Source organism: Sphingobacterium deserti, assembly GCF_000757725.1.
Taxonomy (GTDB): Bacteria; Bacteroidota; Bacteroidia; order Sphingobacteriales; family Sphingobacteriaceae; genus Sphingobacterium; species Sphingobacterium deserti.
This window is the reverse complement of sequence record NZ_JJMU01000024.1, coordinates 45,583-60,906: the sequence shown is the minus strand read 5'-3', so window position 1 is coordinate 60,906 and position 15,324 is coordinate 45,583. Positions and strand designations below refer to the sequence as shown.

Annotated in this window: 11 protein-coding genes; 2 read left to right on the top strand and 9 right to left on the bottom strand. The window is 46.2% G+C overall.

What is annotated here, in order from left to right:
• Nucleotides 1–332 precede the first annotated feature (332 nt).
• From DI53_RS07475 to DI53_RS19560, 9 genes are all read right to left on the bottom strand, one after another.
• On the bottom strand, nucleotides 333–1,397 hold the full coding sequence (locus DI53_RS07475) for a glycoside hydrolase family 43 protein (protein WP_037497703.1): 1,065 nt from the start codon (nucleotides 1,395–1,397) through the stop codon (nucleotides 333–335).
• 10 nt (nucleotides 1,398–1,407) lie between these two features.
• On the bottom strand, nucleotides 1,408–2,169 hold the full coding sequence (locus tag DI53_RS07470; protein WP_037497270.1) for a carbohydrate-binding protein: 762 nt from the start codon (nucleotides 2,167–2,169) through the stop codon (nucleotides 1,408–1,410).
• A gap of 20 nt (nucleotides 2,170–2,189) precedes the next feature.
• Entirely contained in the window at nucleotides 2,190–3,731 is a 1,542-nt protein-coding gene (locus DI53_RS07465; RefSeq protein WP_037497268.1) for a RagB/SusD family nutrient uptake outer membrane protein, read from the bottom strand.
• Nucleotides 3,732–3,759: 28 nt separating this feature from the next.
• On the bottom strand, nucleotides 3,760–6,936 hold the full coding sequence (locus DI53_RS07460) for a SusC/RagA family TonB-linked outer membrane protein (protein WP_081939409.1): 3,177 nt from the start codon (nucleotides 6,934–6,936) through the stop codon (nucleotides 3,760–3,762).
• A 496-nt stretch (nucleotides 6,937–7,432) separates the two neighbouring features.
• Nucleotides 7,433–7,858, bottom strand: a complete 426-nt coding sequence (locus DI53_RS07455; protein ID WP_037497265.1) for a nuclear transport factor 2 family protein — start codon at nucleotides 7,856–7,858, stop codon at nucleotides 7,433–7,435.
• A 396-nt stretch (nucleotides 7,859–8,254) separates the two neighbouring features.
• Nucleotides 8,255–9,010: a DUF3253 domain-containing protein gene (locus DI53_RS20535; protein ID WP_206538010.1), complete on the bottom strand. Its 756-nt coding sequence runs from the start codon at nucleotides 9,008–9,010 to the stop codon at nucleotides 8,255–8,257.
• A complete protein-coding gene (locus DI53_RS19835) occupies nucleotides 8,986–9,129 on the bottom strand; it encodes a DUF2256 domain-containing protein (RefSeq protein ID WP_071790468.1) in 144 nt (47 codons plus the stop codon). The genes DI53_RS20535 and DI53_RS19835 overlap by 25 nt, the downstream gene beginning before the upstream one ends.
• The gene (locus DI53_RS07445) at nucleotides 9,116–9,601 is read right to left on the bottom strand and encodes a DUF4385 domain-containing protein (RefSeq protein ID WP_037497696.1); all 486 of its coding nucleotides are present in this window, start codon (nucleotides 9,599–9,601) and stop codon (nucleotides 9,116–9,118) included. The genes DI53_RS19835 and DI53_RS07445 overlap by 14 nt, the downstream gene beginning before the upstream one ends.
• Nucleotides 9,602–9,709: 108 nt before the next feature.
• Complete coding sequence (locus DI53_RS19560) at nucleotides 9,710–13,408, bottom strand: ATP-binding protein (RefSeq protein WP_052072175.1); 3,699 nt, start codon at nucleotides 13,406–13,408, stop codon at nucleotides 9,710–9,712.
• A gap of 231 nt (nucleotides 13,409–13,639) precedes the next feature.
• On the opposite strand from DI53_RS19560, the gene DI53_RS07435 reads away from it, so the two are divergent.
• Together DI53_RS07435 and DI53_RS07430 are read left to right on the top strand one after the other, a co-directional pair.
• Nucleotides 13,640–14,215, top strand: coding sequence for an RNA polymerase sigma factor (locus DI53_RS07435; RefSeq protein ID WP_037497262.1), 576 nt, complete (start codon nucleotides 13,640–13,642; stop codon nucleotides 14,213–14,215).
• A gap of 36 nt (nucleotides 14,216–14,251) precedes the next feature.
• Nucleotides 14,252–15,304, top strand: a complete 1,053-nt coding sequence (locus tag DI53_RS07430) for a FecR family protein (protein ID WP_037497692.1) — start codon at nucleotides 14,252–14,254, stop codon at nucleotides 15,302–15,304.
• Nucleotides 15,305–15,324: the final 20 nt, after the last annotated feature.

Genomic DNA, 15,324 nt, shown 5'->3' with positions numbered 1-15,324 from the left:
AAGGTAGGGTCTCAGGCTGCTCAGCAGAAAAGCAATTAGACGGAGCACGGACGTTTCTCGGTAAATGCGATTGTTTATTCGGTAAACGTTTTTGAGGGATTTGCCAGTGAGTGGATAGACCAGTTTTTGAAGATAGCTAACCAGCAGGATTGTTGTTAGACAAAACAAGCCAGCAGAAGTGATCTGCTGGCTCGTTGATACGTGATATTGCGAGGATAGGTTCCTTGATAAAGTGCGCAATCAAATTAGCGGAAAATTATTATCCTTTATTGGTATCGAGATATCATCTTACCCAATTGCTGGAGAAAGAGTTTCGTTATTTTCAGAGACTATTACTCGCCAGCCGGCACGTCTAGAAAAGCGCCCACGGCAGCAGGAGCACCAAAATTTGGCGAGCCGTCAGCATTCCAGGTAAATTTCTGCATGCGTGTGCTTCTTACATTGCCACAACCATCATTGTTTGGGTGCGACTCCGTATTCGCGTGGTAGATGATCCAGTCCTCCGTGCCGTCCTTTGATTTGAAGAAGCCATTGTGCCCCGCACCGTAGGCGGTGGGTGCCTGTGTAAATACTGGTGTAGGGTGCTTGCTCCAAGAAGCCATTAGCAATGGATTGGCGCCATTGATGAGCTTCATCATGCCGAGCGCATAGTTATCCGTACCACAGTAGCTGGCACTGTAAATCAAGAAGGTATCGCCTGCCTTATTTTTTAAGATCTCGGGGCCTTCATTCACGCGGAAGCCATTCCGCTCCCAGGCGTGCTCGGGTTGCGCTATCATTACGGTCTCGCCGGTTAACGTAAAAGGGTTAGACATTTTGGAGATATAAATATTTTGGGTGAGATCTCCGGTGCGTGCACCTGGCCGCCCCGACCAGATAAAAAACAACTCGTTTCCGTGTTCAAAGATGCTGCCGTCGATGGCCCATTGGTCTGTAGGTTGCGTAATTAACTGGCCTTTATCAACCCAGTTGTCTGTCGTCGGATCTTCATTGGCATTTTCCAAAACAAACATGCGGTGGTTGACATCCTGACCATTGCTGGCCGTGTAGTAGATATACCATTTTCCTTGCAAAAAGAATAGTTCAGGCGCCCACACGTCGCGGCTATTTGAACCGGTGCTGGGGGCGTTAAAAACGACCGTGCTCGCGGCGGAGGACAATTCACTCATTTTTGCCGTTTTTCGTATTTCGATGCGGTTGCCCAGTGTCTGCAGGTAGTAGTAAAAATCACCGCGTTGCGCCACCCAGGGGTCTGGCGCGGCATTCAGCAGCGGATTTTGGAATTTAGCAGGGCCTGTCGCCTCTGGCGCTTTCGGCGTGGGCAAGTAAGGACCAGCACCCCGCTTATCGCAGGCAAAGGCTAATATGATAAAGCTGATATAAAGAATCTGTTTCATGGTCATCATTTTAAAGTTTGGAGTATTCGAAATAATCAAGCTCGCCAAACATGGATTGGTGGCGAATGCTTATTTTGTGTGAGCCCGCTGCAAGCGGGAATATGAAGTCAAAAGTCTGCCACACATTCCAACCTCTGTTCGGGATGGCATATACCTGCGTCGTGGATTCCTTGTCGTCTATATAGATCTTATGGGAGGTGCCATTAAAGCCTGTTCCGGCGGCTACGCGGATGAGGTAATCGCCGGCGGTAAGAATCTGTATGGTTGCATCGATTCCGCTCGAGGCATTATCAATGGCGCCCACCTTCGCCTGGTTAGATGAATTTTCCCGAGTGGCTTGGTCAGTTGCTATACGCGCTAGACCACGAAGGGTCGCATTTTCTGCTTCAATTCGGATAGGAAGAACCCGTATTCGTGCACTGACTTCATTGCTCTTTATCGCATTTCCGGCCCGGTCCATCAACACAGCATGGAAGGAGAGCTGTTGATCGGGGATATTTTCCACAACATCGTACTCGAATGTATAAGGCGCAACGGTTTTCTCGCCTATTTTTTCGCCATTCTTGTAGAAGTCGACTTGTTGGAGTTGCGGTCCGCCGTAGGCGCTGAGGCCCTCAGCGCGCAGCATAAACTTGCCTGTGGCTATCGCCACGCTGTCTGCTGATAGGGTTACGGTGGGCGGAAGTGCGCTTGATGGTATTTCCTCTTCACGCTCGCAGCCGCTTTGAATGAGTAGCAAGCCGATGGCGATGATATAGCATATCTTTTTCATAATTTCTTTTTATCAGGATGTTAATAACCGGGGTTTTGTGTAAGGTTTGTGCTGTTGTCAATATCCGATTGCGGAATTGGATACCACTCGTGCTTACCCGGCACAAAATTGTTAAAATCAGGATCGCGTTGGCGCAATGTGCTAAGATTATTTGCTAATTCTCCCCAACGTACCATATCAAAGTAGCGCCAGCCTTCACCTGCCAGCTCCAATTGGCGCTCCTTCTTGATCTGCGCGCGGAACGCCGACTGATCCAAACCAGGTTTTGCTACAGTAAGTGTCCGCATATTGACACGTGAGCGAACCCGATCCACATAAGGATAAGCTGTAGCTGTTTGGCCCAATTCGTTTAAGCATTCTGCGTACATCAATAAAATATCAGCATATCGGATCATGCGGTAATTGTTTGGAGAGCTAAAGCTCTCGCCGTTTTTAGAGTCATCATTCAATAGCTTTCGAAACCATACACGTTTGTCGTTGCCACCATATATAGCTTGCCACACTTGGCCATAAACCATGGTGAAAGCAGGGCCACGCTCGTCCGAATTGTCGTAAAGGAAGCTTACGGCGGCGCGTGGGTCTCTACGGTTGTCGATGGTGCGTTCTTCTTCAAAACTATCAACAACCCATCGTCTGGCACCACCATCGGCATATCCGGGGCCCGGGTTGGGTGGTGCTAAGAATTTGGGTGCTGAGGCGCCCGTATTTAAGCTGATGCCGGGATTCGTATCGTCATCACCATTTTCAGCCGCGTTCTCCTTATATTGTATTTCATATACAGATTCCCTGTTATTCTCAGACGTTTGTTTAAAATTGTCTGCATAGTTGTCCATCAATCCGTAGATCCCGGCGCCTTCGCCGGTAACCAGCCAGTCCATTGCTGTTTTTGCTTCGCTAAACTTACCTTGCTGTAGGTATGCTTTTGCTAATAAGGCATGTGCTGCCCCCTTGGTAACACGTCCTATATCTGCGCCCGTATAAGAGACCGGTAAATCGGCGGCGGCTTCGGTGAGGTCTTGCGCGATCTGTGCATAGACTTGCTCAGGCGTCGCATTGGAAGGATAATCGGCAGCAGTTAATGGTGTTAATACCAAGGGCGGCCGCCCCCAAAATACGACGAGGTTAAAGTAGTTGAGAGCACGTAAGAATTTCGCTTCGCCAATAATCCGTTTCTTTACCGTTTCGTTCATGGTAATTTGGGGCACGTTAAGAATAACTTGGTTTGCACGGAAGTTTGCATGGAAAAGGGCGTTCCACGCATCGCTACTAGTGTTATTGCTGGTGAATGCAAAGGCCATATTGTTGTTGAGGCCAATGTCACCCCCGGAGCCGAAACCCTCGTCTGACCGCAGCAAATACAGGAAATGCATCCCCCGATTGTAGTAGGAACTTCCTCTATTTAGCGCACTGTAAACGGAGTTTATTCCTTTAACGGCATCACTTTCGTCTTGCCAAAAGGATTCCGTGGTCAGCATGTCGGGGTTCGGTTCGTCAAAATTCCGCTGGCAACCGGTGCCTAAAATGGCTAATGCTGTAAATATGAATATGATTGATTTTTTCATGGTAACGTTCTTTTTCTGTTGCGATTGTTTAAAGCCCTAATGATATTCCAAAAGAAAAAATTCGGTTAGGCGGCCAAGCACCCACATCGACACCGGGCTCGAGGTTTGCGTTGGCACCGACGACGTCCGGATCCAAACCGGTATAGTTGGTGATGGTAAATAGGTTTTGGCCACTGACATATACCTGCAGAGAGGGGATATGCAGGCGTTTAAGAATACTTTGCGGCATAGTATACCCTAGTTGTACATTGCTCAATCGAAGATAGGAACCATTCTCTAGCCAACGGTCTGTATCGCCACGGACGTTTGAGATAATACCTTGGTCTACGCTCGGGTCGCCGGGTGTATTGCTGGTGTAAGATACACCCAAGCGCGGAAAGTCCGTAGGATTTTCAACGGTCCATGGAACGATGCCTCGCCGGTAATTCGAATAGCCCATGCCATCAAAATCTCGGCGTAAATCGTTGTACAGTTTGGTGCCAACGACCCCATACAGCTGCATATTGAACGTAAAATTCTTGTAATATGCATTCCAGATAACGCCCGAGGTGAAGACAGGCCATGGCGAGCCTGCATAGGTTCGATCATCTGGCGTTATATCATTGTTGGTACCTCTGTCCAACAGGTTTACATACCGCACATCGCCAGGTTTAGCGATGCCTGCCTGCGCGCGGTGCGCATCAATCTCGGCCTGGTTTTGAAAAAGGCCATCCGTTAATATGACATAGTATTCGCCGATAGATCGACCTACCTGCGTCCTTGTATTGCCCGACTGAATGTAGTTTCGAGGTAATCCGGTAACAGGATCAATCCCTAAATTACCAAGCGAAAGAACTTCATTACGGATAAAACTTAAGTTACCGGAGATGTCCCATCGGAAACCATTCTCACGTGTCGAGGCGGGACGGTAGCTTAACTCAAACTCCAAACCTTTATTTTCTATAGACCCGATATTTGTCATAATTCCAGGGCTGCCCACACTTCCTAAATATCCTGGAATAGGAAGAAACAGTAAGACATCAGACGTAACGGCTCGAAATGCATCCACAGAAAGCGTAAATTGCGAATTGAAAAGGGCAGCGTCAAAACCCAGGTTTAAGGTGGCTTTTTCCTCCCACCTTAGGTTTGGATCAACAAGGGTCACCTGTGCACCACCAACTTGCGTTTCTTGCACACCGGAACCGAAGACGGCGCGTGGCGCTTGATTGATGAAACCGACATACTGGTAGTTGGACAAGTTCACCGCCCCTAAGACACCATAGGATCCTCGTAGCTTAAAGTCAGGCATCCAGCTTACATTATAAAAGTCCTCATTACTTAACCGCCAGGCCAAAGCCCCGGAGGGGAAGAAACCACTGCGGTATGTCTTCGCAAAGCGGGAGTCTTTATCCGACCGAAAAGTAAAAGTGGCAAGATAGCGGTCGTCATAGGTATAATTTAATCGTCCCAACCAAGAGTCTATGAAATTTCTGCCTCGGCTACCGGAAGCTATGCTTTCGCCCGTTGCAGAATTGATGGTCGTAAAATATTCGTCGGCAGAGGAAAGCAGATTAGTTTTTCCTGCACCAATGCCTGTCCTGCCGATGGTCTGTTGTGTGTAGCCCAAGACGCCATTGAACTGATGCTTGTCTATCGTTTTATTGAAGTTTAGCGTATGCTCGAACAGGTAACTTAAAAATTGCGACCGCTCTTCATCGATTCTCGTAGGTGGATCGATCTGGTTCCAATACCAAATGCCTTTGCCGCGTAAGGCCGTATTTTTATCGAAACTTGTTTCTAGACCCGCATTCACGCGATAGGTAAGCCAGTCCAATATATCGACCTCACCATAGAGGTTCCCCATAATCTTCACATAATTGTAGGAGGAATTGGTGATGTAAGCCTGTGCAACCTGATTTCGGGAATAGGTTCGCGCATTGTTGGAACCTATACCCCAGCCGCCAGGATTCGCTTCGCTAACGAATTCCTGCCCCTTGATAGGAATAATGGGCAACATGTTGAAAGCATCATAAAATGGGTTTCCGCCAAATGCACCGCCGGAAAACGGGGAACGGCCGTAGGATGATGATATTAATATGTTTTCGCCTACGCGCACTCTGCCACGGGATCCTTCGGTGTTGATCCGGAAAGCCGCGCGATCAAATTTCCGCTCGATCATCGTACCGACATCTTTGAAATAAGAACCTGACATGTAGTATTTGGATTTTTCAGCGCCCCCCGATATGGATACATTATAGTCCTGTATGCCACCGGTGCGGAAAAGCTCATCCGCCCAGTTTACATCTGTTCCGTCATAATTGGCTACAGACGCTTGTGGTGTATAGCCTGCATTGGCATAGGCTTGGCTGTTCATTGCCACATATTCAGGCCCATTCATCATGTCATACATCTTCGGCAAGTTGGTCACACTATATCGCGCTGAAGCATTAACCAGCATAGGTCCAGATTTCCCCTTTTTCGTGGTAATAATGATGACACCATTTGCAGATCTCGCGCCATAAATAGCCGCAGCAGATGCATCTTTCAATACCTGGATGCTTTCTATATCGTTAGTATTGATCGTAACATTTGGGTCGGAAAGCATACCGTCAATAACGTATAATGGGCTCGCGTTGCCATACAGCGTGCTGAGTCCACGAATATTGACCACCGCTCCCTGCCCGGGGCCACCGGAGTTTCTGACTACCAAACCGGAGGACTGCCCCTGTAGGGCTTCTGGCAACGAACGCGCGACTTTTGCTTCAGTATTCTTTACCGATACCACCGATGCCGCACCCGTAAGATCTTTCTTTCGTATAGACTGGTAACCAATTACCACAACCTCATCAAGATCTGATGCATCAGTTTGTAATACAACATCGACCGTTTGCCGACCTGCTGCGGAGGCCTCAAGACTGCGGTAGCCTACATACGAGAAAATAAGGGTAGCCGTATCGTTCTGCACGCTGATGGAATAGCGTCCATCTGCAGCGGTTATGGCGACGCTGTTTGTCCCTTTTTCGGTTACGGATACGCCTTGGATAGGGTTGCCATTTTGGTCAGTTACTATTCCCGTCAACACAGTCGTTTGCTGCACGCTCACCGAGTTTACCACCCGCGGCACGCTATAGCTTGATGTATTGACCAGAGAGGCCTTTAGAGGTGCGCTAGAACCGGTCGAGGGTCCAGTCGACAAAAGGCCCAAAAGGACTGCGAAATGTATCATGTTGACTTCAAATTAGGTTTACTTAGCAAATATAAGCAGGAAGGTTTTCGAGCTGATTGCCATTTTCATTCAAAAAATCCACATATCGTATCAACTTGTAGGAATTCAATAAGGAATGAAGCGGGGAGTATCGTAAAGTCGTCTAACGGGGTTCCAAACAGTAGACATATCATTTGTATTTTGACTAAATGTTGTCGCTCGGTTCAGGAGATTTGCTCTCCATTGCCACTGTTTCTATACAAAAAATCCTGAAGCGGGGAGCCTCAGGATTTTTACTAACTAACCAATTATTAACCTAAATTATGAATGATCAAATGTACCATTTATCCCGCGAACGGTAAAAATTCACACATGGATTTAACAAAGATTAACATGATGGTGGGTCGCGCAGATCGTATCTAATAGAAAAAAAGGCCTGCATCGGCAGACCTTTTGACTAAACTAAACAACGAAATATCTCACGACATGTCTGGTATTGAAACATTAAACTTTCATGTTATGGATAGGTGGTTACCACCTTAGTTACTTTCCAACCATCTTGATCTTGGTTTAGCGTGATGTAGTCTACACGGGTAAAGTGTTTGAACACCATCGTTGCTTTCGCTACGCAGGCCTTGCCTGTTTGATCTAGAATTTCATAGCTTGTGTTGCAGTTGAACGTTACGCCTTTGTGCGTTTTTAGGAAAGCTAGATATTCCCGCTTGTTGTAAATCGTCTTATTGACGCTGTTGCGAAATTGGAAATCGTCAGCGAAAAGAAACTTGTTAAACTCAATACTTCCTAGCGTTGCCGCTTCTAAGTAACTTGTAATAATCTTTGTTGACGTAAAGTCCTTTAAAGGATTTGTTTTTTCTGCGGCAAACGAGCTAAATGAAGTGATCATGATGAATGCTGCGGCGAGGGTTGTTACTATCTTTTTCATGTTTTTAAATGTTGTTATTTAAATATTTTTGATTTTTTTCTTTCCTTATTGTTGAACCAAAAGTAGTCGGCTTATGCAATTTGTCGAATAACAATTAGACGGGTAGCCGAAGTTTGTCGGTGAAAACCGATGTTCTGTCGGTAAGAAAGTTGATATCTGTTCGTCGTCATCATTTTCTTTTTACATTTATTTTTTCCTGCGCCAATGGTATGGCAACGGTCTTGCCAACAATTATAAGTGGTTGTTGTATAGATGTATATGATTTTATTCTGTATTGTTCGTTGTTCGGTATTGAACAATTTGCTGTTCGGCAATGGACAATAAAGGCCCTGTCGCGGTGCGGATGAAAGGCTTTTGAAGGAAGGTTGGTTTGATAGGGGGAGCTGTAGAACCCGATCAGCTACGTTTGATGCGGATAGGCCCTTTGATATGATTCACGTCTATAGCGACTCCTTTTTGCGTAATGATCACTTTTCCCTGATGATGCAAGCTAATCGCTACATCAACAACATCTTTCATATGTTCACGCCAGTCCTCTGGATACAGCATCCGGGCTATTTCCGATGGGCAGACGCTCTTTTCAGAACCGCGTGCTGCTGTAGTAGTCAAGATCGTTTGGGAGATATTTTTCTCACGCGATAATTGTTCTGCAGCATCAAAACCTTTCTTATGCGCCCAGGGTCCGCCCTGGTAAGTCCAAAGATCTAATCCTATGGCGCGGATAGAAAAGGGAGAAAAATTAGTGCTTAATTGTGCGAGCAGCTTTTTTGACGCCTCCGCTGTTACTTTATTCTGTACAGTGATGTGCGGCTTGAATCGCTGTTTATCTTGCGGTATAAGATCTGCTTCAAAAGCACTCCGCAAGTGTGCATGAAGTTGTTGTAACTCTTGCGAATCAATTTGGTAAGCTACGCCCGCACCTAGATGTAGTAGACCGCTAACATTCATCTGGAAGGACGCAAGTTGAAATGTGCGCAGTGTTTCCAAGATATGGGGGCTGTCGGGAAGTTTGTGGAAGAGGGTCAAATGCGCATGGAGGTAATTGCGTTCGGGAGGGAAATACTTCGTGCGTAGACGATCAAAAAATGCTTGACTTTCCGCATCCAGGCGTAGCGTCAATATGTAGCTTACTTCATTTTTTGTCGTCTGCATCTTTCTGAACAATATTTAACTTCTTCCCACACATTCTCCCACTTTTTTCGCCAGGAAAATGGCCGCCCACAAACAACGCAAATTTTCTGAGGCAGATCTGCTTTCTTAACCCCGTTCATGCTTCCATTGTTTTTTCATCTTCGCATATTTTTCATTGGCTTCTGCTTCTTTCCAGCGCTTGTAGAACACAGCCGCCGCTGCAGCTTTCTCCACATCTCCGGTACCCCGCTTTAGTAATGCGTAATCGTTCTGCTCGTCGTATTTCTTGCCTCCTTTATAGTTCGCATAGCGGCGCGCACGCGTATAGCCCATCTGCAAATATTTCCGCGCCATATCCGCTCCTACAAAGTCATCGGCTTTCAGGTATGCTTCAAACAAAGCGAAAATCTTATCGCTGCTTTCTAACGCTATGGACTCTGTTTTAAAGCGCCAGTATTGACCGATTTCTGATTTGTAGGGTTCACAGATCAATACGCCTTGTTCGCCTTTGCCAACTAAATACTGCTGCGGCTCCGCCCGATAGTCTATATCGGGCTTCCAGGCGTAGTGCGCCTTGTCGAAGTTTAGATAGCTAGGCTGACGATGTTCCATATAGATGAAAAAAATGCGCGTATTGCGAAAGACAAATGCCTGCAACAGCCCTATATATGTTCATGAAGCGTGCCAAAAAAACGGCAGTTATTATCACCTAAACCCAAACTACCTGTTGACCGGCCTTATAGGGATGCTGAACAGAAACGTAGCTCCTTCGCCATAATTACTTTCTGCCCATATTTTTCCTTGATGACGGTGAATAATCTCGGCGCTTAAGTACAAGCCGATACCGAAACCCGAGATATTTGGGTTATTACCTTCGATCCGGTAATAGCGATCGAATAATTTCTGGAGTTCTGCGGGTTTGATTCCAGGACCTTCATCCTGGACGCTTACAACTACGTTAACACCATCGAGATGGCAGTTGATGGTTACTTTTCTATTCTTCGCATATTTTACGGCATTACTTAAAAAGTTAGTGATGACTGTTGCGATCTTATCTTGATCTGCAATCACCCTCAGAGGCTCGCAATTCAGTTTGAAAGGTTGATCTGGAGCCAAGAGCTGAACTTCTGCTACAGCAGCGAGAATTGTTTCCTGCAGGCAGAATTCCGTTAGGTTGATCTGTATTTTACCGGAATCTAATCGAGAAACATTTAAAAAGCCATTGATGAGTACCGTCATCTTTTGTACCTGCTGCTCAATTTTCCCATAGACAGAGGCGCTGAAATCGTCGCTTGATTTCTGCGCTTTTCGGAACCCCATCTGTGCGTAGCCCTTCAAAGAGGAAAGTGGAGTTTTCAGCTCGTGGCTTACCATACCGATAAAATCATTTTTGCGCAGATCATCTTCTTTGGATTCCGTGATATCAAAGATAGTTCCTACCACGGAAATGACTTGTCCATTTTTGTCTAGCTCGGCCTTTCCGGTAGAATTGATCCACTTTATTTTACTGCCGTCCAGTGGTTGGATTTGGTAATCTAAACTGAAGCGTCCTTTTGTCTCAATAGCGGAGGCGATAGCGTTGCTAAACCGTTCTCGGTCTTCGGGAATAATGACCTGTAATGTGCTACGGTAGGTTAGTTCCTTATCGGGAGAAATAGCGTGGATCTCGCGCGCCCGAGGTGAAACTTCAAGAAAATCCGTAGCAACCGTGATCCTATAAAATCCCATGTTCGAAGAATCCATGGCCAGTAAAAGTGTGTCTGTTGTCTTTTCCAGCTCATGACTAGCCAGCACCTGTTCCGTTACATCGGCGGCGACGGCTATCAGTCCGTTGATCGACCGATCTTCGTTACGCAGCGCTTCAATGGTTAGGTTGAGGTAAACAATGTCCTGTGGAGTACTACGCGATAAAGTAATCGTTGAATTTGTCGTGACAAAGCGTTCTCCAGTTTTATACACCTGATCCATGATGTCAACGAAACCTTGCTCCTCAAGTGCTGGAATTGCTTCAATTAACGGCTTTTTATAAATTTCGCTTCTGGATTTTCCCCATAGGTTTAGCATACGTTGGTTTGCCAGTTCTACTATATGTTGCGGGCCGCGGTAAATAGCCATAGCTACCGGTGCTTCGGTGAGTAGGGTTCGCAATTGTTCCTCCGCGTGTCCTCTCGCTTTATGGATATTGATCTGCGCACGTACTTTTGTGAGCAGCTCGGCTGCGGAAAAAGGCTTCACAAGATAGTCGTCGGCGCCAGCCTCTAGGCCATCAATTCGTGCTTCTTCGCCTGCTCGCGCCGACAGGAAAATAACCGGAAGACGAAACAACTCTTCATCATTGCGCAGCTCTTTAAGCATTGCTTTCCCATCCATAACAGGCATCATCACATCACTTAATATGAGGGATGGCGTTTGCCGTTTGATATGATTCAGGGCATCCTGTCCATTGGAGGCTGTCTCCACGGTGAAGAAAGGATCCAGCAACCTTTTCAGATAAGCGCGCATATCGCTATTGTCATCAACAATAAGTATCCGCGTTTGCCGATCCACGGTGTTGTCTTGAATGAGTGATACATTATCAGCGTGCTGGGTTTCGCCATCAATATCAAATCGAACCTCATCAGGCAGCAAGCTATAAGCTTCGCGTATGAACGGCGCGCTCACTTCACTTGTCGATGGTGTAACGCTACCGGAAACAACTTGACTCTGCGGTAAATGCGCTTTTCCTTCGGGAATTATAACGGTGAACGTACTGCCACTCCCTTCGACGCTAGTCACAGAGATTTCTCCGCCGTGAAGCTGAACGAGTTCATGCACTAGCGATAAGCCGATACCTGTGCCCTCGTGCGTGCGCCCGGCTGTGTTTTCTATCCGATGAAAGCGCTCAAACATATGCGGCAATTCCTTTTCCGGAATACCCACGCCTGTATCTGCAATCGCTAGAACAACGCTATTGCCGACTTGTCTCAGCGTAACAAAAATGCTTCCTTCCAGAGTATATTTAAATGCATTCGATAAAAGATTCAGCACAATCTTTTCCCACATCTGCTTGTCGATATAAAAGTCGCCAAGCAAGGGGTGGCATTCCACATGCAGCACCATGCCCGCCTTTTCAATGATGGAGCGAAAACTACTAGCCAAATCCACGGTGGTTTCATGCAGGTCAAGCTTTTGATAGATTGCTTGGACCCGCCCGGCTTCCACACGGCTGTAATCGAGAAGGTTGTTAACTAATTTAAGCAAACGCAAAGCATTTCGGTGCGTGGCCTCGATCTGTGTCCGGTGCTGTCCTTTAAGGTCTTGCTGTTGTAGCAACTCATCCAGCGGGCCTAGCATTAACGTTAGTGGTGTCCGGAATTCATGGCTGACATTACTAAAAAATGCCGTTTTTGAGCGGTCAATCTCGGCTAATGCTTCCGCGCGTTTCTGTTCCATTTCATAAGCATATACATTGGAAACCGCGGTATTGAACGTGCTGGCCAGTTGGTCGTAAAAGTGTAGATAGGCAGCGTCTAAAGCACGGCAGGCGCTAACGCCTGCTATGATAAACCCGAATAGACCAGTCTGCCCTGTAATTTTTATAGGCAGGATAATAGCTGTGTGAGGATTGATTTCATATGGCCCACAATTGCATCCACTAAGCATCTCTTCAAGACCGTTGATTTCAAGCAGCTCGTCGGTATCTATAACCTGCTGCAATGGCCATATCGCATCGTCAAGATCGATTTGATAGGGTGCTGTTGCATGACCGGCGGGCAGACCTGTCGCGCTCAGTAAATTTGCCTGACTGCCGTTCAGTTCAAAAAGTAAGAGGAAAGGGAGGTCTAGCTGGAAGGCCTCATATAGAGCATCGGTATTCTCCGCAATTTCCTGAACTGTTTTAGCTTTGCCAATGGCTGCGCCGACATCCTTAAGCACTTGCGTGCGCCGTGCGCTAAGCATCTTGTCTGTCGTTTCGGTAATAGGGTGAAATATGCCACCTATACCGCCTGATTCATCGCGGATAGGTGCAAAAGAAAATGTCATCCAAGTCTCTTCCAGGTAACCATACCTATCTAGGAACATGCGTTGATCGGTAATGTAAGTTCCTTCGCCATGTTGCCCTCGTGTAAACTTATCGCCTACGACAGGCAATGCCGTTTCCCAACAAATGCGAAAGTTTTCACCCATCGATTGCGGATGCTTAGCGCCACAGATGGGGCGGTAACTATCGTTATATATTTGAATGGTTTCCGGTCCCCAGGCGATCAGTATGGGAAAGGTCGAGGAAAGGCATAAACTCACCGAAGTGCGTAAACTTTGTGGCCATTCTTCAATAGGGCCTAGTGCGGTTTTTGACCAATCCATTGTGCGTATGAGTTTCCCCATTTCCCCGCCGCCGGATAAAAATTGTTCCGTACTTTCGGTGATTTGTTTTGACATATTGTGTTCCAACTTGCGTAAAAATACGGTTTTTTTTCACATCTATGGAGCTCGTTACTGTGCTAAGTCACTACTCCTTTTCGCAAGAGGGCTAGGCAAGACCAATAAGGGTGAACAAGTAAGATTAGATTCTTCCGCTCACCAAAATGATGTAGTAATTTAATCTCTGGTTTACACAAAGGTAATGGTAAGGTCGCACTTTTGCGGCTGAACAACCAAAAACAAAAAAACATGTCATGGCGCGGTTTCATTGGAGGTGATACAAAAGCCTTTGAGCAAATCTATCAAGAACATATTGATGATCTTTTCGCATATGGGACAAAGTTCCACGCTGACCGTGAGCTTGTGCTCGATAGCATTCATGATCTTTTTGTAAACCTTTTTAATAACCCAAACATAGCTAAGGATGTACAGGTGAAATATTACCTCTTTTCATCTTTACGCAGGCGACTCTTGCGTGCAAGCAAAGGTCCGCTAACTGTAGACTTTACACAGCTGCCCGAAGACCTTTTATGGACAGCGAGCCACGAGCTTGATTGGATCGAAAACGAACACCAAGATCTTAACTTCAAGATGCTTAAGGAGAAAATCGACGCATTGCCAAGACGGCAAAGGGAAATCCTCTTTTTGAAATACTATATGGATTTCGACTACGAGCAAATTGCAGACCTCATGCATGTCAGCGTCGAATCCTGTCGCACCCTTTCTTACCGCGCATTAAAACAGTTAAAAACAACGCTTTCCACGCCTGAATTCTTTGCTGTATTAAATTTTTATTTTTTTCTTTCGGAAACGTCTATGTTTTAAAAGTTGTGGCTCTTTATAATAAAAGGAGCCCTAAAAGTGGATAAAAAACAACGGTTAAAAAAAGTATTCGGCATAGACCAGGCGGAAAAGTTGACACCGGCAGAAAAGGATATGCTGCTGAGGAGCATTTTGACCGATGTGCACAACCATCGACGCATTAAACGCCTACGTTGGTATACAGCAGCCGCTGCCGCGCTTCTTATCGTTTCCTTTACTTTCTATTATTCCAACCGTGACCATCGCGAGTTAGATGTTGACCTTGTTAAAATAGCAAAAACCAATGAAGCGAAGTTCGCCGATCATGAACAGATCCAAATAGCGGCCACAGACTTGCAAACGCAGAACTTTGCGGTAGAGAGTCTTGACATTGATGAGCATACCTCGCATAAGCTGTACTATGCGCTGCCTACAAGCGATCTGCCTAGCGATGAACGGGTCAGCTATGCAACGCTTTATATCCCATTCGGTAAACGGCAGGAATTCCAACTTCCCGATGGCAGTACCGTATGGCTAAATGCAGGATCATATCTTACGTTCGACAAATCCATGGACGGTACAAGTCGTGAAGTTTACCTCAACGGTGAAGGCTATTTCGACGTGAAACATACCGGAACGCCCTTTATTGTAAAAACCAAACATGCTAATATTCAGGTTCTCGGAACAACGTTCAATTTATCTGCATATGAGGATGATGAACACACCGCTGTTGACCTGCTGACCGGCAAGGTGCGGTTTGAAAGTGCCAAGAAATTGTTCTCTGCCATTACGTTGACGCCGGGCGAGCGTGTTGATTACAATAGTGTTCGCGCCCATATTAATATCGATAAGAAGTCTGCCGGAACGGATATCCTGTGGACAAAAAAACAGCTTGCATTTGATAATGTACCCCTCGCCGTGTTGATGCGAAAACTGGAACGCGTGTATAATGTGGAGATAATCGCAGAGGAAAGCCTATATACATCATCCCCTTCCTATTCCGGAAGATTGAATATCGACGTCGATATTATCAGCTTACTTAAAAACATATACGAGCTCAATGATTACAACTTTACACGACATGAAAAGGAGGTAAAAATTACAAGAAAATAGTAGAAAGAGGAGCAGCTACT